The sequence below is a fragment of the Periweissella beninensis genome, from assembly GCF_016908275.1.
GTDB lineage: Bacteria > Bacillota > Bacilli > Lactobacillales > Lactobacillaceae > Periweissella > Periweissella beninensis.
On record NZ_JAFBDN010000004.1, the window covers coordinates 41,181 to 64,310 of the forward strand.

Consider the following 23,130-nt stretch of genomic DNA (forward strand, 5'->3'; position numbering starts at 1 on the left):
TGCTTAAAGTGATATAATTAAAAAATGTGATGAGTACCTAAATTGGGTAGGCATCACATTTTTTCGCTTTTCAAATTTAAAAAATTAAACTACAATAGTGCCAACGAGGTTTGATATGAATAATTTAAGAATATGGTTAAATAGACAGCACTTTTTAAAAAAAGAAAAAGTTATTACAATTTATCATATTACAATTGCGATATTAGCAGTTATCTCAATTGTATTGGTGCTTTTAGATTTAACAAACAATATTAACATTTTAGTTTTTCCATTTAATTGGCTGAATAACATTATTTTATTAATTTTTACAGTTGATTACTTTGGACGGTTCATCCGTGCCAAAAAAAGATGGCAATTTGTTTATCAAAATATTTTTGATTTATTAGCAATTTTACCATTTAGTACAATTTTTAGCTTTTTTAGGCTTGCACGTTTAACACAAATTGTCCGGGTTTCGTTAATTTTCCGGGTGATTGGGTTATCTGGTAAACTAACCCGTAATTTGCATCGTTTTTTTTATGGAACTGGGCTAGTATACATGCTATACATTTCCGCGATTTTATTAGTTGTTAGTTCGGCAATTTTTAGTCAAGTTGAACACGTTACGTTTGGTAATTCATTATGGTGGGCAATTGTTACGGTTACAACGGTTGGCTACGGGGATATTACACCAACAACACCGATTGGCCGTGCCTTAGCTGTTATTTTAATGTTCTTAGGGATTGGTTTAATTGGTACGTTAACTTCGGCAATTACGAATATTATGGGACGAACCTTTGGTCATGAAGAGGATTTTGCAGCTGAGTCGAATCTAACCATGCAAGAAATTGAGGAACTGCATAAAGAAATTCGGCAGTTAACAGCCAGTGTTAATGAACTAAAATCATTACAATTACAACAAATGAAACATCGAAAAAAATAGCCTGAAAAAGCTTTCTAATCAGCTTTTTGTCCTATACATAAATCTTTGTTAAATGAAATAATATGATACAAACAAGGTTAGCAAACAATTTCAAATGATTGTTTGCTAACCCTGTTATTTGTTGTTAAATTTATTTGGTCTAACTATTTGCTTGCTGGTTTTTGCCGCATTTGTTCAACCAATTTAAAATCAGGCGTGACGTACACCGTAGTTTGGCCTTCGAAAATGACAAAACCTGGTTTAGCACCATTTGGTTTATGCAATTTTTTAGCAGGTAAGTAATCAACTGGGACATTAGCTGATTCACGTGCCTTTGAAAAATAAGCAGCGAGTTTGGCCGCAGCCAGGAGGGTTGCTTCACTAGGGTTGGCGCTATGAATAATAACGTGGGAACCTGGTATTTTTTGAACATGAAGCCAAATATCATTACGAGCAGCTGTTTTGAGACTTAATTTATCGTTTTGCAAATTATTTTTACCAACTTCAATTTCCGTACCATCAGCGGCCCAAAATTTTTCGGGCTTTGAAATTTGAATTCGGGCTTTTTTATTTTTAGCTTTATTTTTAAGATAACCTTCAGCAATTAACTCAAGTTTGATCTCGTTAATATCTTTGGGACTAGCAATTTCGATTTGCGCCATTAAATTTTCGAGATAAGCTAGTTCAGTTAGCGTAAGCTCAATTTGTTCATTAACATAACTGATAGCGGTTTTCAGTTTATTATATTTTGTAAAATATTTTTGTGCATTTTGTGATGGGCCAATTTGGTTACTTAAAGTAATCAACATTGGTTGCTCATTATCATAGTAATTAGGCAGAGTAATTTCCGTCATCCCCCGTTTAACTTGATATAAATAAGTTGTTAATAATTCACCTTTAACCTTAAAGTCATCTGCGTGGGCTGACTCGCGTAGCGTTTGTTGCAGTTTTTTTAATTTAGTTTTATTCTTCTTAATTTCATTGCGAACAACCCGAATGATCGCACCAGCTTGTTGTTGCACGCGATCACGTTCAGCTTTTTGTGCAAAGTAAGTATCTAATAATTCACTCAATGTTGAAAAAGCCGTCGTTGTTCCAGTTATGGTTAACCATGGAAAAGGGGTGAAATTCATTTTATTATCTTTGGTAATAACAATTTGTGGTTTGGGGGCATCAAATTGTGTTAACCAATTTTGGGCATGGGCCATCGCATCCCCAGGTTGATGAACAATTGCCGCTAGTTCATTGGCAGAATCAAACGCAAATCCTTGGAAGTGTTGCTGTAAGGCTTTGGCTAAGGCAGCTTGCTCAGGGATATCTAAAATCAAATTAGCAAGACCGCTTAATGATGCATATGGATTACGCACATTTTGTTTCGGTGGGGCAATGTATTGAGCGCCGGGATAAAGTGAGCGAACACGATTTTGATCAGCCGAAACATGCTTGATTAATTCAATGATTTTTTGACTTTGTTCATTAACTAGAAATAGATTCGAATGGCGACCCATCATTTCTAAAATTAAAACAATATTTTCAATGTCCCCTAATTCATCATGGGTTGCCACAAATAATTTAATAATACGATCATTTTCGACTTGTTCAATCCGTTCTAAGCGGGCACCTTCTAAATGTTTACGTAACATCATTGCAAAGGCTGGTGGTGTTGCTGGATTTGCATAAGGAATATTAGTGATTTGTGCCCGTGCAAAGGTGGGATGGGCGGACAATAGAAGGGGATAATTGTGCCCATTGGCTCTTATTACTAAAACAATTTCATTAGGATAAGGTTGGTGGATTTTGGTAATACGCCCCCCTGTTAAAAGGCGTTGTAATTCACCGACCATTGCATGTGTGAACATACCATCAAAGCTCATGATTTGTCCTCCGTTCGTTCAAATTTTGCATAGCCTCTATTATAGCATAATTTCAAAGGAAATTATAAATATCACGAAAATACTTGTAATACGCAAAAAGCTTAATGTATAATTAAATTTGTATAATAATTTATTAATTGGAGAGGCCTTATGAAATCAAGTTTAGAAGCATTACGCGAAAGTGAAAAAATTCAAAAGGGGGCGTTAATGCGCATTACAAAACACTTTGGGTTAACTATCGCCGAATGGCAATTGCTGACAACCATGATTGCGGGCTTTGATACGCAAGATAAATTATCCGCCGAAATGGGTCTTGATACTTCAACACTTTCCCGACAATTAAAGAGTATCTTTAGTAAAGAATATGTTGATCGGATTGCGACCGGGCGTGATAAACGGCAATTAATCTATACAGTCTTACCGAAGGGGCTACAAGCAGTTAATGATATTAACCAACAATATGCGCATTTTGAACGGCTAGTATTTGATAAGTGGTCCAAAGAAGAGGTAAACATGTTACGAATTTTATTAAACCGTCTTGAAAAATCGATGACGCGGGTAGTTGAATAGTAAATTAACGTTTTTTAAAAAAAACAAGATTTAATTTTTATCCCGTTACGAGATTATGTTAAAATAGAATTTATGAAATTTAAGAAATGAGGAGTTTCGTAATGAAAATCGCTGTGGTTACTGATAGCACAAGCTATTTAACTACTAAAGAAGTTGAAGATAATCACATTACGATTATCCCAATCCCAGTTATCGTTGATGGCCAAGTGTACAATGAAGGGGTTGATGTTTCAAATAGTCAATACTATGAGATGTTAGCTAAAACGAAAACTTTTCCATCAACATCGCAGCCAGCGATTGGTGAATTAGTCACAGTTTATGAAAATTTACGTGATGCTGGTTATGAGGCGATTATTTCAATTCATTTGTCATCAACCATTTCTGGGATGTACAATAGCGTTGTAAATGTTGCCAACCAAATTGAAGGGGTTAAAATTTATCCTTATGATAGTCAAATTACCGTGCGGTTAATGGGGGCAATGGCCTTGCAAGCGGCACGAATGGTTAAAGACGAAACGATAACCCCTGATGCGGTGCTCAATGCCTTGGATGATTTGCGAGCAACTGCTGGAGAATTTTTTGTTGTTGATGATTTACAAAACTTAGTTCGTGGTGGCCGTTTATCAAATGCAGGAGCCTTTATTGGTTCTGTATTAAAAATTAAACCACTCTTAACTTTTGATGATCATAGCCATGAAATTGTGGCATTTGAAAAAGTCCGTTCAATGAAAAAGGCGAAAGCGCGGGTCGAGGAATTATTTAATGAGAAAAAAGCTAATTTTACCTATCCGGTAAAATTAACAGTTTATCATGTTAACGCTTTAGAAAGTGGTAAAACATGGTTAAATGAGCTTCGCCAAACGTTTCCTGATTTAGCAATTGAATTTGCTGAAATGGGACCGGTGATTGGCACACACCTTGGTCAAGGCGCATTAGCTTTGGCATGGATTAAAGATGAAACAGCACCACTATAAGTAATCGCCATCATATTTTGACAGATCAGCAAATGTTGGTCTGTTTTTTACTAAATTAAGGTATAGATTGGAGTAAATAATGAAAATTGGGATTGATCAAATGGCGTTTGCCACGACTGATAAATATATTGATATGACAGAGCTAGCAATTGCCCGACATGTTGAACCAAATAAGTTTTTAATTGGAATTGGCCAAGTTGAACAAGCTGTAATTCCCAAAACGCAAAACGTAGTAACATTAGGCGCTAGTGCTGCTAGCCAAATAATCAATGAAACTAATCGGGATACCATCGATATGGTTTTGTTTGCTACTGAATCGGGGATTGACAATTCCAAAGCCGCTGCTATTTATGTGCAAAAGTTATTACAAATTAACCGCTATGCCCGCACCGTTGAAGTGAAACAAGCTTGCTATGGTGGTACGGCTGCCTTAATGTTTGCCCGGGACTTTGTTTTAGCCCACCCAACTAAGCAAGTTTTAATAATTGCTGCGGATGTTGCGCGCTATGGTTTGGAAACGCCAGGAGAGGTCACGCAAGGTGGTGGTGCAGTGGCGATGTTAGTAAAAGCTAATCCACAGGTTTTAGCCTTAAATGATGATAGTGTGTATATGAGTACCGATATTATGGATTTTTGGCGGCCATTATATCGAACAGAAGCGTTAGTTGATGGTCATTTTTCAGCCAATATTTATCAAGACTTCTTTAAAGAACTATGGCAACGCTATCAAATGCAAACAGCGTTGGCAATTAGTGACTTTACTGCCTTTGCCTTTCATTTACCATTTACGAAAATGGGCTTAAAAGGGCTTTTGGAAATTTTACCAACAGCAAGTGAATCACACAAAACGGCCTTATTAACAGCTTTCGAAGCTAGTCGTGTCTATAATAAGCGAATCGGTAATTTGTATACCGGTTCACTTTACTTGAGTTTGATGTCATTATTAGATAATCAGGCATTTACTGGCGGTGAACGAATTGGCTTATTTAGTTATGGATCAGGTGCTGAAGGTGAGTTTTACTCAGGGACTGTCCAACCAACATACCAAAAAGGGTTAAAAACTGATTTCAAAGCGTTATTTGCCAAGCGAGAACGTTTAGCAATTACAACTTATGAACAAATTTTTAATGATCATTTTGTACTTGCACCAGATGACGTGGCTTATGACTTAACAAATGACAGTAGTCAGTTTGTGTTCGCTGGAATTAAAGACGAACAACAACAATATCATCAACGTTAATGGGGTGTTAATTTAAAATCTTCATAAGAAGGCTAAGCATGCATGTTTGTTAAGGAAAGCTTAGTTGATATTTATGATGATGCAAGTACCTAAATAACATTTGGCTAGGCTAAAAACGTAAAAGGACGAATTTTACCAGATTCGCCCTTTTTTTGTGCGCCTTATTAGATAATTACCGGTACGTTTAGGATATCTGCTACGATTATTTTAATAAAATTATTGCTATCAACGGTTGTTATTGATAGCATATGTATATTGTTGGTTAATTTTTTTTAATGTAATTATTATTTGATGAATTTTTCTTAATCAATATTAGAAAGGGCATAGCATGGATATTTTTAAGAAATTAGGGTGGTTTTTCAAAATGGAAAAAGCGACCTACATTCGGGGTGTTTTAGATTTATTGATGACGGCCTTGTTAAATATGCTACCACCATATTTAATTGGGTATACCGTAAATTTAATTGTCGCGCGGACGTTAACGATGAGTCGTTTGACACTGATAATTGGGAGTTTACTTATTGACACAATTTTATTATATTATTTTCGCTATCGCTGGGCCGTACATATTTGGGGTGGTGCCACTAAATTAGAACAGATTTTAAGACGGAAATTGTATGAGCATTTTATGCAAATGGATGCCTCATTTTACCACAAGTATCGAACTGGTGATTTAATGACACGGGCGACAAACGATTTAACACAAGTACAACAGGTTGCTGGTAGTGGTATTTTAACTTTTGCTGATTCAATTATTGGTGGTAGTGTCACGATTTTATCAATGATTTTTGTAGTAAATTGGCGCTTGACATTAGTGGCCATCTTACCATTTCCGCTATTAGCGATAATGTCATTACAACTAGGCCGGCAGATGCACCGTGCCTTTGGCGAACAACAAGCGGAGTTTTCAAAACTAAATAATAAGATTCAAGAATCATTATCGGGGATGAAAGCAATTAAAACGCTGGGCCAAGAAGCCGCTGATATTGCTGATATGGATACCCATAACCAAGCATTACTAAAAAAGTATAAAAAAATTGAATTTTATGCTTCATTGTATGATCCATTAACAACGATGATAATTGTTTTAGCATATGTGATAACAATTATATACGGTGGCATGATGGTTTTAAATCAGACAATTAATATTGGACAATTTGTTTCATTTATCGCCTACATTGGGATGTTAATTTGGCCGATGTTTGCGATCGGACGGTTATTTAATATTATTGAACGGGGCCATGCGTCATATGATCGGGTAATGGCAATATTAGCTGAGAAAACCAGTATTATTGATGCACCTAATCCCATTCCAACTGATCCGCAAGGGGCGTTAGTGTTAAATATTAGTGCATTTAAATACCCAGATGAGTCTCAGCAACCGGCCCTTACAAAGATCAAAGCGACTGTTCATGCGGGGGAAACGCTAGGGATTGTTGGCCGGGTAGGTGCTGGTAAAACGTCAATTATGAAATTACTTTTACGGCAAAGTGATGCTTATACAGGCGAAATTACCTTGGGCGGGATAGATATTCGTAAATATCCCCTTGATAATTACTTAGCCAAAATTGGGTATGTTCCGCAAGAAAATTTTTTATTTAGTACCTCAATTTTTGAGAACATTCGTTTTTCGAAACCAACAGCGACTGAGGCTGAGGTTATCCAAGCTGCTAAAACAGCCGCATTGCATACCGACATTACCTTAATGCCAGCAGGCTATCAAACGGAAGTTGGGGAACATGGAATTAGTTTATCGGGGGGCCAACGGCAAAGATTAGCGATTGCCCGGGCACTATTAATTGATCCAGAAGTTTTAATTTTAGATGATGCTCTCTCAGCCGTGGATGCGCGGACTGAAAACGCTATTTTGACTAATTTACTTGCTAAACGGGCCCATAAAACAACTATTATTGCTGCGCATCGCTTAAGTTCAGTTAAGCATGCCGCCAACATTTTAGTTTTAGATCATGGCGCAATTGTGGAACAGGGATCGCACCCTGAATTATTAGCACAAAACGGCTGGTATGCCACCATCTTTGAACAACAGCAAACTACCGATTAAAAATAAAAAAATGGAGGAGCACATGAGCCAGGAAAAATCAATTTGGGCTAATCCCCTGACAATTAAAGAACAAGTTCAAATTATTAAAAAGCTATTACCGTTTGTTAAACCTTATAAATGGTATTTTACCGGCGCAATTACCTGCATTGGTTTAGTTTCCGTAATTAATGTCTTATTACCACGAATCATTCAGAATTTTATGAACCATCATTTAAATCAAGCTAAGACAACGTGGCAAACCTTAATTTTCTTTGCGGCAATTTATTTTGGGGTAACAGTTTTAAAAGCAATTAGTCAATTTTTACAGCAGTATTTATATGGGGTTGGCAGTGATTATATCGAAATTGATCTGCGGCATAAGTTATATGTCCATTTGCATAGTTTGGGGATGCGGTACTTTGACCAAAATGCGAGTGGTTCTTTATTATCACGGATGACAAATGATACTCAAGCTATTTTTCAAATTTGGCAATTATTTATGTTAATTTTAATGGGATTTTTTGCGATGCTGACAGCTTTTATCGCAATGTTTGCGACTAATCATAAAATCGCAATCATCATGTTGATTTTTGTGCCGATTCTGCTACTTGCAATTATGTATTATCAGCGCTTAAGTACCCGAATCTATGGTAGTATCCGTGAAAAATTATCACAATTAAATGCAAAATTAGCTGAATCAATTAATGGTATTAAAGTTATTCAGAATTTTCGGCAAGAAATGCGGATGGAAAAAGAATTTGGCGTGGTAAATGATAGTTATCGGGCAGCCCGCGTTCGGATGATAAAAACCGAATCATTATTGTTAAACCCATTAATTGATTTGTTTTATGGTTTGGGAATTGCGATTGTTTTACTATTATTTGGGGTTGAAGCGCAAACAACCGTCATGGCAGCTGGGACAATTTATGCTTTTGTTTCATATTTAGAAACATTTTATAACCCAATTAATGAAATTATGATGCAACTAGCACCATTTCAAGATGGTTCGGTCGCAAGTGTGCGGGTCATGAATATTTTAGCTGATACAGAATATGCGCCACAACAAGCTAAAGACGCCCAAGGTAAAATTACGGCGGGTAAAATTGAATTTAAACATGTGACATTTGGCTATACAAAAGAGCAACCAATTTTAAAAGATTTATCATTTACTGCTTATCCGGGGCAAACCATTGCGTTAGTGGGTCATACTGGTTCCGGTAAAAGTTCAACCATTAATGCGTTAATGCGTTTTTATGAATTTCAAAGTGGAGAAATTTTGCTTGACGGTCAACCAATTCGGACCATTCCAATGTCTGAATTAAGACAAAAAATGGGCTTAGTTTTGCAAGAGTCATTCATGTTTTACGGTGATATTACGTCAAATATTCGTATGTTCAATGAGACAATAAGTGATGAAGAAGTTCGGCAAGCTGCTGAATTTGTGCAAGCCAATCGATTTATTGAAAAATTACCAGGTCAATATCATGAGCCAGTTACTGAAAATGGAGCGACATTTTCGGCGGGTGAGAAACAATTACTGAATTTTGCACGCACAATCGTTACTAAACCAAAAATTTTGATTTTAGATGAAGCAACTGCCAATATTGATACGGAAACTGAGACTTTAATTCAAGCAGCATTAGCAAAAATGCGTCGTAATCGGACCACAATTGCGATTGCGCACCGCTTATCGACAATTCAAGATGCTGATTTAATTTTGGTACTTGATCAAGGGGTTGTGGTTGAGCAAGGAACCCATCGCCAGTTAATGGCTTTGCAAGGCCAATATTATAAGCTATACAAATTACAAGGTAAGGGGAGTGACTAGTTTTAGAGCAAGTATGTGTGCTCATAAACTGCGGTAGTTAATTTGACAATAAGGCACCTACAGCTAAAAAGACACGTAAAATACGAGTTGCGAACATATGTTTGCAATTGTATAATATGGCTATTATGAAAAAACGGAAAACGACTAAAACAATTTTAAGTAAAGCTGAGCGAAATCGTCTTTGGCAAACGTTAACAGCACCGCAAAAAACGGTCTTATTAGCACATTTACGTTATCAGCTTAGCACATTTACGTTATCAGCAGGCATCAATTTTTACAAATAATAATTTATTGGGTAAGGCAACTGATTGGCAGTTTATGGCATATCGATATAATCAGTATTATGATGAACCTAAGCAGCATGAGCAACTATACTGTGCCTGTGGCCGCCGGCTAAAGCATCAATACATTCTTAAACATCAGCTAACTGGTGAACAATTAGCGCTAGGAATCAATCATTTTGCTGATCATACTGACATTGATGCAGCAATCATGCGGCAACTACAAGCGAAAATTCATGAAGTTAATTTTGGATTAGATGAAACGTTGCGACGTTATCGGCGTGGCGTTAAATTAAAACCAGCAATTGTTACTTGGTTAACTACACAAAAGTCTAATCAGTTCAGTGATACCATTCTAGCTTATGCCCAAGCAAATTTACCACTTACAGTTTACAGTTGCAGATACGCAATTAGTTAGACAAGCCTTTGCTAAATATGAACGACAACAGCAAAAAGCGTCCAATCCCAATCAGCGTCCTCGGCAAACAAAAAAACAAAAGCGCATCCAAAATCAAGCAACGGTGAAACTGTATTTAAAAGCATTTGATTGGTGAAAGACTACTACTTGTATTCAGTAAGCTTAATATTGTATAATGAACATTACTGAAATTTTACGACCTTCAAATCGTAACGATTCTCAGAATCTAGATAGAAATGATGGTAAAGTTATATGGCAGATAATAGTCATACACGAGTAGTTGTTGGAATGAGTGGCGGAGTTGATTCATCAGTTGTCGCAGCACTACTTAAAGATCAAGGTTATGATGTGGTAGGAGTCTTCATGAAAAACTGGGATGACACCGATGAATTTGGAGTCTGTACGGCGACAGAAGACTATAAGGATGTAGCTAAAGTTGCTTCAGCAATTGGGATTCCTTATTACTCAGTTAACTTTGAAAAAGAATATTGGGATCGCGTCTTTACGTATTTCTTAGATGAATACAAAAAGGGCCGAACACCTAATCCAGATGTGATGTGTAACAAAGAAATTAAGTTTAAAGCATTTTTAGACTATGCCCTTGAGTTAGGGGCAGATTATGTGGCCACTGGTCATTACGTTCAAGTTGACCGTGATGAAAATAATGTGGTGCATATGCTCCGGGGCGCTGATGATAATAAAGATCAAACATATTTCTTATCACAGTTATCGCAAGCGCAAATCGAAAAGGTAATGTTTCCAATTGGCCACATGCAAAAGGCAGAAGTCCGGGCCATTGCTGAAGCAAAGGGTTTAGCAACTGCTAAAAAGAAGGACTCAACGGGCATTTGCTTTATTGGTGAAAAGAACTTTAAAGAGTTTTTAGGTAATTACTTACCCGCTAAGCAAGGACGGATGATGACTTATGATGGTGTGGATATGGGAGCACATGCTGGGCTAATGTATTACACGATTGGTCAACGGAAGGGCTTGGGTATTGGTGGTCAAAAGAACTCTGATGAACCTTGGTTTGTTGTTGGTAAAGACTTAGCCACTAATACTTTATATGTTGGCCAAGGAGAAGATAATGAACATCTCTATGCGACGCATTTAGAAGCATCTGATGTTAATTTTATTACTAATCAAGATCGTGGGTTAGAATTTCATGCGACAGCTAAGTTTCGTTATCGGCAAAAAGATACCGGCGTCACAATTAAGCTAAATGCTGATAAGACATTGGCAACTGTGATTTTTGATCAACCAGTTAAGGCTGTTACACCTGGTCAAGCCGTTGTATTTTATGATGGAGCTGAGTGTTTTGGTTCAGCAATTATTGATCGTGCCTATAATGAAGCTAAGTTACTGCAATATGTATAGGAAGTAAGAACTCACCGATGGATTCAATTGAATCCGTCGGTTTTTAAAAAAAAGCGTTAAGGATTAATTCTTTGTCAGTGAATAAGTTGTAAATATGGTAAGATTAAGCGAATATAAAGAAAGTTGGAATAAATAGATGGAACATGGTTATGTAAAAATTTGGGATGAAGAAAAAGGCTTTGGGTATATTGAAGTAACTGGTCAGCCCGATATATTTGTCCATTTTTCAGGAATTGCTGGGGATGGTTTCAAAAAACTGGTCGTTGGTGACTATGTCGAATTTGTCGTTGTTGAAGGTATGCGGGGTCCACAAGCTGCGCAAGTTCAAGCAATTGACCAGCCAGTTGGCTAGTAACTAAGTAGCATAAATTGATAATGGAGGCAGTGGCTTATGGACTTTACAGAAAAAGTAATTAAAAAAGATGTTAAATATCAGGGTGGTATCATTGATGTTGAAGAGCAAATTGTTGAGTTACCTAATGGTAAGTTAGCTAAGCGCGACGTCGTCCATCATGCTCCAGCAATTGGCATTTTAGCGATTACCTCGGCAAATGAAGCGATTTTAATTGAACAATGGCGGACAGCCCCTGCCAAAACAACTTTAGAAATTCCCGCAGGTAAAGTTGATGAACGTGATACTAGTCCATTGGATACAGTTATTCGGGAATTAAATGAAGAAACTCGCTTACAAGCGCGGCATATTGAACGGATTAGTAGTTTTTATTTATCAACAGGCTTTTCCGATGAGTTAATGCATTTATATCTAGCAACTGGTTTAACGCCGGTAACGAATGAACTACCGCAAGATATTGATGAAAATTTAACCTATCAGACATATACGCTCGCGCAACTGGATGCTTTGCAAGCACACGGCCAGTTGGATGATAGTAAAACGCAAGTTGCGTATTGGTATTGGAAAAATAAAGTTGCCTATGTAAAGGAATTAGTAAATGGCTAAGAATCCACTGAATCGTAAAGCCTATCGTAAATATATGGGGCTACTGAAGGAGCAAAATAAGGAAAAAAAGCCAACAGAAGCACCTAAGTCAACTACCAATTTTGTACATCAAATGGCTGACGGACGCAAGGTTGATGAAAATGGGGAAATTCATAATACCCAACCAACTAAGGAATTAAATCGGCAGCAGTTGCGCAAAATCCAACGCTATGATAAGGATCCACGAGGCCGTTTAACCCCTTTAGGGAAACAACAACGGTTAAAGTACCGCTTAAATATCGCGATAATTATCCTGGTGTTATTAATTATTACAACTTACTTAATCTTATTTTTTGTAGGCTAATCTAACAACTAAACTAAAATAAAGGAAATCAAAAGAGATGAAATACGGAATTATTAATGCAATGCCAGAAGAAATGGCGACGTTAACTAAGGTGATGACGGCTAGCACGGTGACAGATATTCAAGGAATTAAGTTTCATGAAGGAACGATTTATAATCAAGCAGTAGTTGTCGTTGAGTCTGGTATTGGTAAGGTCCGAGCCGGAATTACTACTGCTTTGTTGATTAGTAATTTTAACGTTGATGCGATTATCAATTCAGGTTCAGCCGGCGCACTGGGGGCTGATTTAAAGATTGGGGATGTCGTTGTAGCAACCCAAACTGCTTATCATGATGCCGATGCAACTGCTTTTGGTTATGAATATGGGCAAGTTCCGCAACAACCAGCTCGTTTTGATGCCGATCGTACCTTAGTAGCCGATATTATTGCTGCAGCACAACAAACTAATTTAAAAACTGTTAAAGGTTTGATTGTAACTGCGGATGTATTCGTTGCTGATGCAGCGAAGGCTGACCAGATTAAAAAACATTTTCCAGATGCCTTATCAGCTGAAATGGAAGGGGCAGCGGTCGGTCAAGTTGCCACGCTTTTTAAGGTGCCTTATGTAGTTGTCCGGGCAATGTCTGATAATGCTGATGGGGATGCTGGTGTTACTTTTGATGAATTTATTGAAACAGCGGGTAAGCAATCAGCTGAAATGTTGTTAGCCTTATTTGCAAGTAAAAACACACTTCAGAATTAATACGGTAAATAAATTAATTGTCAGAAGGGATTTAAAAAATGAAAGAAGTTGCGTTAAATAATGATGTTGTCTATTTAGACAATGCTGCAACAACACCAATGGTACCAAGTGTTATTAATGAAATGCTTGATAAAATGCAAAATGTATATGGAAATGCATCATCAACCCATGCAGCCGGCCGGGAAGCACACATGATTTTAGAAAATGCGCGCCAAACAATTGCTAAGTCAATTAATGCGCTGCCAGAAGAGATTGTTTTTACTTCGGGTGGGACAGAATCTGATAATACCGCAATTATGGGTACGGCGATTGCCCGTCAGCATTTAGGGAAACATATTATTACCACTGCTATTGAACATAAGGCTATTTTGCAACCACTTGCATGGTTAGAAAAACAAGGCTTTGAGGTAACTTATTTACCGGTTGATGAAAATGGGGTGATTAGCTTAACTGATTTTAAAGCCGCATTGAGGGATGATACAATTTTAGTTACCATCATGATGGGTAACAATGAGGTTGGTTCACATATGCCAATTCAGGCAATCGGTGAAATTCTAAAAGATCATCAAGCTTGGTTTCATACCGATGCAGTGCAAGCATTCGGCTTGTTAGATATTGATGTTAAAGTTGCTAACATTGATATGCTATCAACATCGGCACATAAGATTAATGGTCCAAAGCAATTAGGCTTTTTATATCGTAAAACAGGACTTGTTTTCCCTAGCTACCTTAAAGGTGGCGATCAAGAAGATAAGCGCCGGGCTGGTACCGAAAATATTCCAGCCATTGCTGGGTTTGCTCAAGCGGTGGCTGAATTAACCGCCACTGAAAAGGCCAAACGGCAAGCAAAATACTATGATTTTAAAAAGCTTGTCTTAGATCGACTAAAGCAAGCAGGTGTTGAAGTAGCGGTTAATGGTAGTTTAACCGCTGATGGCTTGCAACACGTTTTAAATATTTGGATTAAAGGAGTTTCCACATATGTGATGCAAACCAATTTAGACTTAGCCGGGATTGCTATTTCAGGTGGATCTGCTTGTACTGCTGGCTCACTAGAACCATCACATGTGTTAACAGCTATGTATGGGAGTACTTCACCTCGTATTAGCGAATCTATTCGTCTTAGTTTTGGAAGATATACAACAAGTGATGATCTTAATTATTTTGTTGATCAAGTAATTAAGATTGTTAAGCGGTTGCATCAATAAATACATTAAAAAGGAACCTGGGCTAAAGCCAGGTTCCTTTTTAAGTTGATAATATGAGATTAATTGCTTAGTTGTTTGAACCAAGGTAGTTTTTTTAGAAGCAACCAAATTAAAAAGCCTAGGAAGGCCCCTATCGTGTTCAAAATTAAATCACTAGTTTCAAAATAACGATTAGTTAAATAAAAATAGCTTAGAATTAATTGATACGTTTCAATACTTAAGGATACGCCAAAACCTGCTAAAGTAGCTTTAAAAATAGTATTAATTTTAGGACAAACATAGTTAATCATTATGCCAAAAGGGACTAGCATGACTAAGTTGCCAAAAAATTGATAAGCCCAAAAGCTATTAGGAAAAAAGGCAAACATTGAGGTGGGATTGAGATGAATAATATCAGTTTGTTGGCCAAACTGGCCAAAGTATGCCTTAATCCGCCAAAAATGATAAATGTAGATTGGCATAAGTGTTAATTTAGCAACGTTTGCTAGATAGAATGTAAAGATTGCTAACATAGTTGTTCGTAATTCAAAAAAACGATATTTATTTTGCTTTAAAAACCACCACCCAAAACCGATTAACCAAATTAGATAACATACTGCTAAGCTATTAATTGCACGTGGAAATATATATTGATTATTAATCAGCATGAGAACTCCTTATTATAAATTACTTCTAAGTAAGTAATTTTACGCATAATGTGAAAAAAGGACAATTATTTATCATTAGTTTTATAATATTTTAAATAATTTGCCGAGAATGTAGTATAATTACTTATTATTAATAACTAAGGATGAGAATGAATATGGAAGAAATAAAAGTAATCTATGCCAGTATGAGTGGCCGTAATCAACATCTAGCAGAGTATGTTAATAATTTTTTAACAACTAAGGGCTATCCTGTAATTAATGAAGAAATTTCACAAAGTGATGCGTTTACCTTAGCCGATTATAAAAAAGTAATTTTAATCAGTTATACATATCATGATGGTGATCTTCCAGATGAAGCGTTAGACTTTTATGATGATCTAAACGATGTTGATTTAACAGGCGTAGAATTTGCTTTAATCGGTTCTAGTTCAACAACCCATGAACATTTTGGCCGCGCTTTAGATCGCTACTTTAAACGGCTAACGGCTAAGCAAGCCACTGTGATTGCAGCACCGGTTAAAATTGATCGTGATCCACAAGCCACTGATTATCAAAGAATCGATGCGTTATTGAATGCGTTATTAGCTGATTAATCTAAGTAACCAAGCTGTAAACTGCACATGATTAAACAATCTGCTTTCTTATTAACCGTTATTGGCTACCCAAAGTCATTAATTAGGAATATAAAAAACTTAAAAAAGAAAGATTGAACCTATCAAAATTAGATAAGTGCAATCTTTTTTATTTTAATCGGCAAAATAATCGGCTTAGACTGACAAAAAAATAGAAAAATACATTAAGGCAGCGCCAGCTAAAACAAATAGATGCCACCAGACATGGCCAAAAGGAATTCGTTTAATTGAATAAACACCGGCACCAACAGTATACGTAATGCCACCGGCTAGTAAAAACCAAAAGCTAATAGGACTAAGGGTGTGCCAAAGGGTAGGCATTGCGAGAATGATCATCCAACCCATCACAATATAAATAATGACTGATAACCACAACCAACGGCCGACAAAAAAAATTTCGTAGATAATTCCTAAAATAGTCATAGTTAAAATTACCGTCCAAATTGTCCAGCCCGAAACACCACCGATTGCTAACCAACAATAAGGGGTATAGGAACCAAAAATAACGAGAAAAATACCAGCATGATCAAAAATTTGAAAAATACGGCTAGCACGCGTAAAAACAAGTGAATGAAACAGCGTGGACATCAATAAGAAGAAGCAAACCGTGGCACCATAAATGATAAAGGCGGTCATGGCAAATGAGCTTCGCTGGAGTTGCGCCTCATGAATTAGTAAAATAATATAACCAGCGACTGCTAATAAGAAGCCAACACCATGGGTAATAGCATTCCAAATTTCGTAGATTATTTGATAGCGTTTATTTTCTAGCATGTCCTTAATCAGCTCCTTTTGTCTAGTTGTTATAGTTAGTGTAACTTATTTAAATAGTTTTGTAAACTAGATGTTAAAAAGTTACACTATTTATTAGTTGAATTCTAGGTTATGTAAACTATCCATGCTATACTAAACACTGGATATTATTATATGATAATTGTAATTAAAAGAAGTTGAGGAAAAAAAATGCAAGAACTTGTAGGTCGTGTAATTGAAGCAAAAGTGACTGATTCAAACGACAAGTATTATTTTATGCAAAAGGCGGGGGTCACCTTCCAGATGCTAAAAAGTGAAATGGATGCTGAAGGCAAAACGTTACATATTGGTGGCTTAATTACTGGGTTTGCCTATGAAAATGAAAATCATCAAATGCAAATGACTCGTAAGCTGCCCAAGGTACAAATTGGTCACTATGCGTGGGGTGAGGTGGTTGCTCAACGCCGGGACTTAGGTGTTTTTGTTAATATTGGTTTACCAAATAAAGATGTCGTAATTTCATTAGATACACTACCCACTATCATGGCATTATGGCCCCAAAAGGGTGATCGGGTCATGTTGAGCCTAATGGTTGATAATAAAGGTCGTCTATGGGGAAAATTAGCCGATGAGAGTATTTTTAAAGCAGTGACGCTTAAAGCACGCCCTGCCTTAAAAAATGAAAATATTACGGCAACTGTTTTTCGCTTAAAAATGGTAGGAACCTTTGTTTTAACTGATGAATATTATATGGGTTTTGTCCATCCTGATGAACGTGATCGAGAACCACGTTTAGGGGAAGTAGTTAAAGCTCGTGTGATTGGGGTGCGCCAAGATGGGTTACTTAATTTAAGCTTAAAGCCACGGGCATATGAAGCGATTTCGCAAGATGCCAAAATGTTATTAGCAATGCTTGAACATAATCAAACCCATACACTGCCTTTTACTGACAAAAGTGATCCCAAAGCAATTAAAGAATACTTTGGCATATCAAAAGGTCAATTTAAACGTGCTATTGGTAACCTGTTAAAACAACGCTTAGTACAACAAAGTGAAGGACAATTAAAATTAGTTAATAAGGAAAACTAATGGATAATAAAAAGTTAGTGACGGAATATTTACAATATGTGCGGGTTGAACGAGGTTTAGCTACTAATACAATTACAAGTTATCGGCAAGATTTAAGGAAGTATTTAACTTATTTAAAACAACAAAAAATAACGGCGACGACAGTCAGTCATTTTGAAATATTAAATTATCTAACTTATTTAAATCAGCGCGGTAGTTCGCAAAATAGCATCATTCATATGGTGACTTCATTACGCAAATTTTATCAGTATTTAATTCAAGTGCACGTAATTACTAGCAATCCAATGGAAAAAGTAGTTATGCCCAAAAAGAAGCAACATCTACCGGATGTGTTAAGTGTGGCCGATGTTGAATTGATTTTAGCCACACCAGATGTAAAGACACCATTGGGTATTCGTAATCGAGCCATGCTTGAAATGATGTATGCTACCGGTTTACGAGTTTCTGAAATCGTTAATTTAAAAATTTCTGATTTGCATTTTGAATTAGGATTATTACAAACTTTGGGAAAAGGTGACAAGGAACGGGTTGTTCCAATCGGTGACTTAGCAATTGAATGGGTGGCTCGCTATTATCATAATGTCCGACCTAAGCAATTAAAAGGCAACGAAAGTGTGTATTTATTTTTAAATGATCATGGACATCATCTCACACGACAAGGTATTTGGAAAATTATTAAACAAATAGTCCGGCAAGCAGGGATAACTAAAGACGTTTCCCCTCATACATTACGCCATTCATTTGCAACGCATATTTTAGAAAATGGCGCTGACTTAAGGATTGTCCAAGAATTGTTAGGGCATGCGGATATCTCAACAACCCAAATATATACACACATTACGAATGAACGAGCTCGTGCAGTCTTCAATAAAGCACATCCGCGGGCTTAATAATAATAGGGGGTACATTAATGTTAGTAAAGTATCGTGATGATTTTAAAAAGAATGCTATGGGTTTATTATCGTATGTCCCAGGATTAAGAGATGTCAATCGACTAGATAATGAATTTTCATGGTATGCTATTAGTTCAACACGGGAATTACTTTTATGGCGTGATAATAATGGCCATTTTATTGCGTTAGTTGGTGTTGAGCATACCTATGGTGTTTTAGTCTTAAGGTATGTTTCAATTATGCCAGAGTTTCGCAATGGCCCACTTTTATTTGAAGTTTTGGATGCGTTAAATCAATGTTATCCGAATGAAATTTTAATGGGTACAATTGCTGGCCAAAAAATTGTTAATGCATGGAGACGTAATTATGAACAGCGAACTGCAAATCAAATTAAGTGATTTTGAAGGACCACTTGATTTATTGTTACATTTAATCAAAAAAGCAGAAGTTGATATTTATGATATCCCGATTGTTCAAATAACCGAACAGTATATGGAATTTTTACATAGCCAGCCAAATTTATCGTTAGATATTGCGGGTGAATTTCTTGTCATGGCCGCGAGTTTAATGCAAATAAAGTCACGGTATCTTCTACCGCAACAACCAACTTTTGATATTGAAACTGGTGATGAGGTTTATCAAGATCCACGTCAGGACTTAGTCAACCAGTTATTAGAGTATAAACAATATCAACAGGCGGCTAATCAGTTACATGAATATGAGCAAGCGCGACAACAACAGTTTTCACGAACACCTATGGCGGTACCACATGAAATTAAATTAAAGCCAATTCAACCAGGGATTGAACTAGCTGATTTACAAGCAGCATTTACCAAAATGCTTAAACGAAAACAGCTGAGTGTGCCAATTGCGGCTACGATAAAAAAGGAAAGTTATACTATCACACAAAAAACATTTTTCATTACGCAACAATTGGCAGCTAATCCGCAAGGAATTGAATTTAAGACGTTATTTAATGATGATTTTGAAGTTACAGAGTATGTAACAACGTTTTTAGCAATGCTTGAAATGACCAAGCATCATAAACTATTAATTAAGCAAACGGCGCATAATGCCACAATAATGCTCTACCAGGCAGTAAAAATAAATTAAACTTAATATTTTAGGAGTATATAATCGTGACAAGTTTAGCTCAAGTTGAAGGTTTGGTTTTTATTGCGGGTGATGAAGGAATTAGCTTAGATAATTTAAAAGCGTTAACTGAGTTTCAAAAACCTGCTTTGATTGCAATGCTTGATGAATTAGCGCGGAAATACAAAACTGATGATGATTGTAGTTTTGAATTATTACAGAATGCAGAAGTATATCGGCTAGCGACTAAGGCTAATCTTAATCCGGTAATTAAGCAGTATTTTGAAGAACCGCTCTCGACCAACCTTACACAAGCATCACTAGAGGTTTTAGCGATCATCGCATATCGCCAACCAGTAACGCGAATTGAAGTAGATGAAATTCGTGGTGTTCAGTCAAGTTCAATTATTCAGAAACTACAGTTACGCAATCTAATTGAAGATATTGGGCGTAAAAATAAACCTGGTCGACCAATTATCTATGGGACGTCAAATTACTTTTTAAATTACTTTGGTTTGAAAAGTTTAACCGAATTACCACAATTAACCGACCAGGATAATTTAATAGATAATACTGAAATGACCGGTGACTTATTTTTAGCAGCGTTCAATAAGCAAAATAATACGATACAAACAGATACTAAGAAGGAGTAATTAATGGCAGATAGATTGCAAAAGGTAATGGCCCAAGCCGGAATTGCGTCACGACGTAAATCAGAAGAGTTAATTAAGGCAGGTCACGTTAAAATAAATGGTCAAGTAATGACAGAATTAGGTTATAAAGTTGCAACAAAAGATAAGATCGAGGTTGATGGCATTCCAATGCAACAACCCGAAAAGCATGTTTATTACTTACTTTATAAGCCACGTGGTGTTGTTTCAACAGTTAGTGATGAAAAGGGCCGAAAGACGGTTGTTGACTTATTAACTGATGTACCTGAAAGAGTTTATCCAGTTGGACGCCTAGATTATGATACTACTGGGGCCTTAATTATGACTAATGATGGGGCCTTAATGCAACAATTAACCCATCCTAAATATGAGGTCGATAAGGTTTATACTGCTAAGGTTGAAGGCTTACCAACTAATGACCAACTCCAAACTTTGCGGCATGGTATTATCCTCGAGGGGAAAAAAACCAAACCCGCCAAAACTAAAATTTTAGCTACAAATACAAAAAAGGGCAAGACAACTAGTTTAGTTCAAATTACGATTCATGAGGGTCGTAATCATCAGGTTAAAAAAATGTTTAAAGCAATTGGGCATGAGGTTGTTGGTTTGCGCCGAGAAAAATATGGCTTCCTTGATTTAACCGGATTACAACCAGGGGAGTATCGTGATTTACGGTTTGAAGAAGTTGAAGCCTTACAAAGTGGCTTTGCTAACTTTAAGCAACAAGGGCGACTTTAAACATATTAAGAATTGATTATAAATAATTCTTGACAACTTTTTAAGCATAAGTTATGCTTTAGTTAAATTAATATACAGTAAATCTTCAGGGCAGGGTGTAATTCCCGACCGGCGGTAAAGTCCGCGACCTTGTTTTTAACAAGTTGAACTGGTGTGATTCCAGTACCGACAGTAAAGTCTGGTATGTAGAAGATTGGTTTATTTTGTTATGGACAAATCAATCCTCTTTGTGATGAAGACAGAGAGGATTTTTATTTGGCCAAATTTAATTGAATAGCCAAACCACGAAGATCCTGTATCAAAGGATGGTATATATTATGCATAGTGTTTCTAGAACTAGACGATTAGTAGTAATTGCTTTATTATCAGCAGTCGCAGCAGTTTTAATGATTTTTCCAACTTTACCAATGTTTGGTGGCTTTATGAAACTAGACTTTTCAGTGGTAATTGTTTTGATTGGGATGTTAATCATGGACTTGCCAAGTGCGTTGGTCATCTTAGTATTTCGATCAGTCATTAAGGTTTTGATTATGAATAGTGGTGTCAATGATTGGATTGGAATGCCAATGAATATTATTGCAATGGCACTTTTTATAACGTCAATTTGGCTATTTACCCGTAAAAGTCCTGTCCTTACTCTTAAAAACTATATTATTGGGGCAACTTTTGGTACTGTTAGTTTAACGATTGTGATGGCATTCTTAAATTATGTTTATGCAATTCCTCTTTATCAAAAATTTGCGAACTTTAGCTTAGCATCAGTGGGGTTAAATTTAAAGCAATGGATTGTTGAAATGGTCTTACCATTTAACTTAATTCAAGGAATTGTATTATCATTTGTAACAGCGCTTGTAATTTTTCCAATTTTAAATTATATTAAACAACAGAAAGTACAGTTAAAATAATTTAAAAAGAAGGCAGTTTATGTATGAAACAAATACCGGCATCACACGCAATCTGACAGGGCGTGAGATGTCTTTTTATTTGATTATTTCGCTAATTTTAAATAGCATGGGCAACGGTTTAACGGTTGCTTGTAATCTGGGCAGTGCCATGTGGACTGCTTCCGCGGCTAATTTGGCATTAGTAACACGACAAGACATTAGCTTCATCCTTATTTTATATGGCATATTAGTGATTGGGCTAAATATTATCTTGTTGGGTCATCTTGAGTGGCCGAGAATTATTGGTAATTTATTATTTATTGGCCCGTTTGGCTTTTTTGTTTCTCTTTGGGCGAGCTGGTTTGGTCGTATCGGCGTTGGTACTTTAAATTATGGTGTTCGACTTGGCTTAGATGTCTTAGGAATTATTTTACTAGCAATAGCGGTTTCGATTTATCAACGAGTTAATCTTATTTTACATCCAAATGACGATATGACGAATATTATTCGGTTTAAATATGTGCATGGAAACCCGATCTTAGCTCAATTATTAAATTTTACTTTTCCCTTAACGATCATTATAATCATTTGGATCGTTGAAAGAAAGATTGTGGCGTTTAATATCGGTACGTTATTTGCCTTTTTATGTCAAGGAGCTATCATTGGGTGGAGTGATCAGCATATTTTTCCCTATTTAAAACATCGTATTAATACATTGAAACAACAGCAACCAGTTCATAATAGATAGGCTAAATTAGTTGTTGTTAAGTATGTTGCTTTTGACAATTCACTAATCAGTAACGACTAGGCAAATGTCTAGTCGTTTTTACTTAGTAATCTAATGGAACCTCAGTATCGCTAAAATGTTAAGTAATTAATTAAAATTAATAAAAGAGGCTTGCAACTTTGCTTTACTAAGTGTACTATAATTTGTAGTACAGGTGGTACACGCAATACACCACCAGCATTAATCAAT

The 23,130-nt window shown here is 36.4% G+C and carries 26 protein-coding genes and 1 riboswitch; of the genes, 23 read left to right on the forward strand and 3 right to left on the reverse strand.

What is annotated here, in order from left to right:
• Nucleotides 1–115: 115 nt before the first annotated feature.
• Complete coding sequence (locus tag JOC59_RS02450) at nucleotides 116–922, forward strand: potassium channel family protein (protein ID WP_205143213.1); 807 nt, start codon at nucleotides 116–118, stop codon at nucleotides 920–922.
• A gap of 143 nt (nucleotides 923–1,065) precedes the next feature.
• On the opposite strand, the gene JOC59_RS02455 is transcribed toward JOC59_RS02450, so the two are convergent.
• Nucleotides 1,066–2,775, reverse strand: a complete 1,710-nt coding sequence (locus JOC59_RS02455) for an NFACT RNA binding domain-containing protein (RefSeq protein ID WP_205143214.1) — start codon at nucleotides 2,773–2,775, stop codon at nucleotides 1,066–1,068.
• 150 nt (nucleotides 2,776–2,925) lie between these two features.
• Here JOC59_RS02455 and JOC59_RS02460 point away from each other — a divergent pair, with 150 nt between their 5' ends.
• From JOC59_RS02460 to JOC59_RS02520, 13 genes are all read left to right on the forward strand, one after another.
• On the forward strand, nucleotides 2,926–3,345 hold the full coding sequence (locus JOC59_RS02460; RefSeq protein ID WP_205143215.1) for a MarR family winged helix-turn-helix transcriptional regulator: 420 nt from the start codon (nucleotides 2,926–2,928) through the stop codon (nucleotides 3,343–3,345).
• Between the two features lie 101 nt (nucleotides 3,346–3,446).
• Nucleotides 3,447–4,319, forward strand: a complete 873-nt coding sequence (locus JOC59_RS02465; protein ID WP_205143216.1) for a DegV family protein — start codon at nucleotides 3,447–3,449, stop codon at nucleotides 4,317–4,319.
• Nucleotides 4,320–4,398: 79 nt separating this feature from the next.
• Complete coding sequence (locus JOC59_RS02470) at nucleotides 4,399–5,559, forward strand: hydroxymethylglutaryl-CoA synthase (RefSeq protein WP_205143217.1); 1,161 nt, start codon at nucleotides 4,399–4,401, stop codon at nucleotides 5,557–5,559.
• A gap of 328 nt (nucleotides 5,560–5,887) precedes the next feature.
• Nucleotides 5,888–7,621, forward strand: coding sequence for an ABC transporter ATP-binding protein (locus JOC59_RS02475; RefSeq protein WP_205143218.1), 1,734 nt, complete (start codon nucleotides 5,888–5,890; stop codon nucleotides 7,619–7,621).
• Between the two features lie 22 nt (nucleotides 7,622–7,643).
• A complete protein-coding gene (locus tag JOC59_RS02480) occupies nucleotides 7,644–9,428 on the forward strand; it encodes an ABC transporter ATP-binding protein (protein WP_205143219.1) in 1,785 nt (594 codons plus the stop codon).
• A 125-nt stretch (nucleotides 9,429–9,553) separates the two neighbouring features.
• The gene (locus JOC59_RS02485; protein WP_205143220.1) at nucleotides 9,554–9,712 is read left to right on the forward strand and encodes a hypothetical protein; all 159 of its coding nucleotides are present in this window, start codon (nucleotides 9,554–9,556) and stop codon (nucleotides 9,710–9,712) included.
• Nucleotides 9,713–9,746: 34 nt separating this feature from the next.
• Nucleotides 9,747–10,127: a hypothetical protein gene (locus tag JOC59_RS02490; RefSeq protein WP_205143221.1), complete on the forward strand. Its 381-nt coding sequence runs from the start codon at nucleotides 9,747–9,749 to the stop codon at nucleotides 10,125–10,127.
• 252 nt (nucleotides 10,128–10,379) lie between these two features.
• Entirely contained in the window at nucleotides 10,380–11,504 is a 1,125-nt protein-coding gene (gene mnmA / locus JOC59_RS02495; protein ID WP_205143222.1) for a tRNA 2-thiouridine(34) synthase MnmA, read from the forward strand.
• Nucleotides 11,505–11,640: 136 nt separating this feature from the next.
• The gene (locus JOC59_RS02500) at nucleotides 11,641–11,856 is read left to right on the forward strand and encodes a cold-shock protein (protein ID WP_205143223.1); all 216 of its coding nucleotides are present in this window, start codon (nucleotides 11,641–11,643) and stop codon (nucleotides 11,854–11,856) included.
• Nucleotides 11,857–11,895: 39 nt separating this feature from the next.
• Nucleotides 11,896–12,462, forward strand: coding sequence for an NUDIX hydrolase (locus JOC59_RS02505; protein ID WP_205143224.1), 567 nt, complete (start codon nucleotides 11,896–11,898; stop codon nucleotides 12,460–12,462).
• A complete protein-coding gene (locus JOC59_RS02510; protein WP_205143313.1) occupies nucleotides 12,455–12,805 on the forward strand; it encodes a hypothetical protein in 351 nt (116 codons plus the stop codon). The genes JOC59_RS02505 and JOC59_RS02510 overlap by 8 nt, the downstream gene beginning before the upstream one ends.
• 37 nt (nucleotides 12,806–12,842) lie before the next feature.
• Nucleotides 12,843–13,547 (forward strand): 5'-methylthioadenosine/adenosylhomocysteine nucleosidase, encoded by a 705-nt coding sequence (locus JOC59_RS02515; RefSeq protein ID WP_205143225.1) that lies wholly within the window; start codon nucleotides 12,843–12,845, stop codon nucleotides 13,545–13,547.
• A gap of 38 nt (nucleotides 13,548–13,585) precedes the next feature.
• Nucleotides 13,586–14,755 carry a cysteine desulfurase family protein gene (locus JOC59_RS02520; protein ID WP_205143226.1) on the forward strand — a complete coding sequence of 390 codons (1,170 nt, stop codon included), beginning with the start codon at nucleotides 13,586–13,588 and terminating at the stop codon, nucleotides 14,753–14,755.
• Between the two features lie 59 nt (nucleotides 14,756–14,814).
• Here the strand turns inward: JOC59_RS02520 and JOC59_RS02525 are convergent, their stop codons facing one another.
• Nucleotides 14,815–15,402: a VanZ family protein gene (locus JOC59_RS02525; RefSeq protein ID WP_205143227.1), complete on the reverse strand. Its 588-nt coding sequence runs from the start codon at nucleotides 15,400–15,402 to the stop codon at nucleotides 14,815–14,817.
• A gap of 155 nt (nucleotides 15,403–15,557) precedes the next feature.
• On the opposite strand from JOC59_RS02525, the gene JOC59_RS02530 reads away from it, so the two are divergent.
• The gene (locus JOC59_RS02530; protein ID WP_205143228.1) at nucleotides 15,558–15,995 is read left to right on the forward strand and encodes a flavodoxin domain-containing protein; all 438 of its coding nucleotides are present in this window, start codon (nucleotides 15,558–15,560) and stop codon (nucleotides 15,993–15,995) included.
• A 174-nt stretch (nucleotides 15,996–16,169) separates the two neighbouring features.
• Here JOC59_RS02530 and trhA read toward each other — a convergent pair whose 3' ends face one another.
• Complete coding sequence (gene trhA, locus JOC59_RS02535; protein ID WP_205143229.1) at nucleotides 16,170–16,808, reverse strand: PAQR family membrane homeostasis protein TrhA; 639 nt, start codon at nucleotides 16,806–16,808, stop codon at nucleotides 16,170–16,172.
• 189 nt (nucleotides 16,809–16,997) lie between these two features.
• Between trhA and JOC59_RS02540 the strand changes: the two genes are divergently transcribed.
• From JOC59_RS02540 to JOC59_RS02575, 8 genes are all read left to right on the forward strand, one after another.
• Nucleotides 16,998–17,876, forward strand: a complete 879-nt coding sequence (locus JOC59_RS02540) for a CvfB family protein (RefSeq protein ID WP_205143230.1) — start codon at nucleotides 16,998–17,000, stop codon at nucleotides 17,874–17,876.
• On the forward strand, nucleotides 17,876–18,766 hold the full coding sequence (gene xerD, locus JOC59_RS02545; RefSeq protein ID WP_205143231.1) for a site-specific tyrosine recombinase XerD: 891 nt from the start codon (nucleotides 17,876–17,878) through the stop codon (nucleotides 18,764–18,766). The genes JOC59_RS02540 and xerD overlap by 1 nt, the downstream gene beginning before the upstream one ends.
• A 20-nt stretch (nucleotides 18,767–18,786) precedes the next feature.
• A complete protein-coding gene (locus JOC59_RS02550; RefSeq protein ID WP_205143232.1) occupies nucleotides 18,787–19,167 on the forward strand; it encodes an N-acetyltransferase in 381 nt (126 codons plus the stop codon).
• On the forward strand, nucleotides 19,136–19,882 hold the full coding sequence (locus JOC59_RS02555; RefSeq protein WP_239516996.1) for a segregation and condensation protein A: 747 nt from the start codon (nucleotides 19,136–19,138) through the stop codon (nucleotides 19,880–19,882). Before JOC59_RS02550 ends, JOC59_RS02555 begins: the two co-directional genes overlap by 32 nt.
• A 26-nt stretch (nucleotides 19,883–19,908) precedes the next feature.
• Nucleotides 19,909–20,514: an SMC-Scp complex subunit ScpB gene (gene scpB, locus JOC59_RS02560; protein ID WP_205143234.1), complete on the forward strand. Its 606-nt coding sequence runs from the start codon at nucleotides 19,909–19,911 to the stop codon at nucleotides 20,512–20,514.
• Between the two features lie 3 nt (nucleotides 20,515–20,517).
• Nucleotides 20,518–21,270, forward strand: coding sequence for a pseudouridine synthase (locus tag JOC59_RS02565; protein WP_205143235.1), 753 nt, complete (start codon nucleotides 20,518–20,520; stop codon nucleotides 21,268–21,270).
• A 77-nt stretch (nucleotides 21,271–21,347) separates the two neighbouring features.
• A riboswitch (FMN riboswitch) is annotated at nucleotides 21,348–21,468 on the forward strand.
• A gap of 119 nt (nucleotides 21,469–21,587) precedes the next feature.
• Nucleotides 21,588–22,175 (forward strand): ECF transporter S component, encoded by a 588-nt coding sequence (locus JOC59_RS02570; RefSeq protein ID WP_205143236.1) that lies wholly within the window; start codon nucleotides 21,588–21,590, stop codon nucleotides 22,173–22,175.
• Nucleotides 22,176–22,194: 19 nt separating this feature from the next.
• Complete coding sequence (locus tag JOC59_RS02575; RefSeq protein ID WP_205143237.1) at nucleotides 22,195–22,902, forward strand: DUF6198 family protein; 708 nt, start codon at nucleotides 22,195–22,197, stop codon at nucleotides 22,900–22,902.
• The last annotated feature ends 228 nt before the right edge of the window (nucleotides 22,903–23,130 follow it).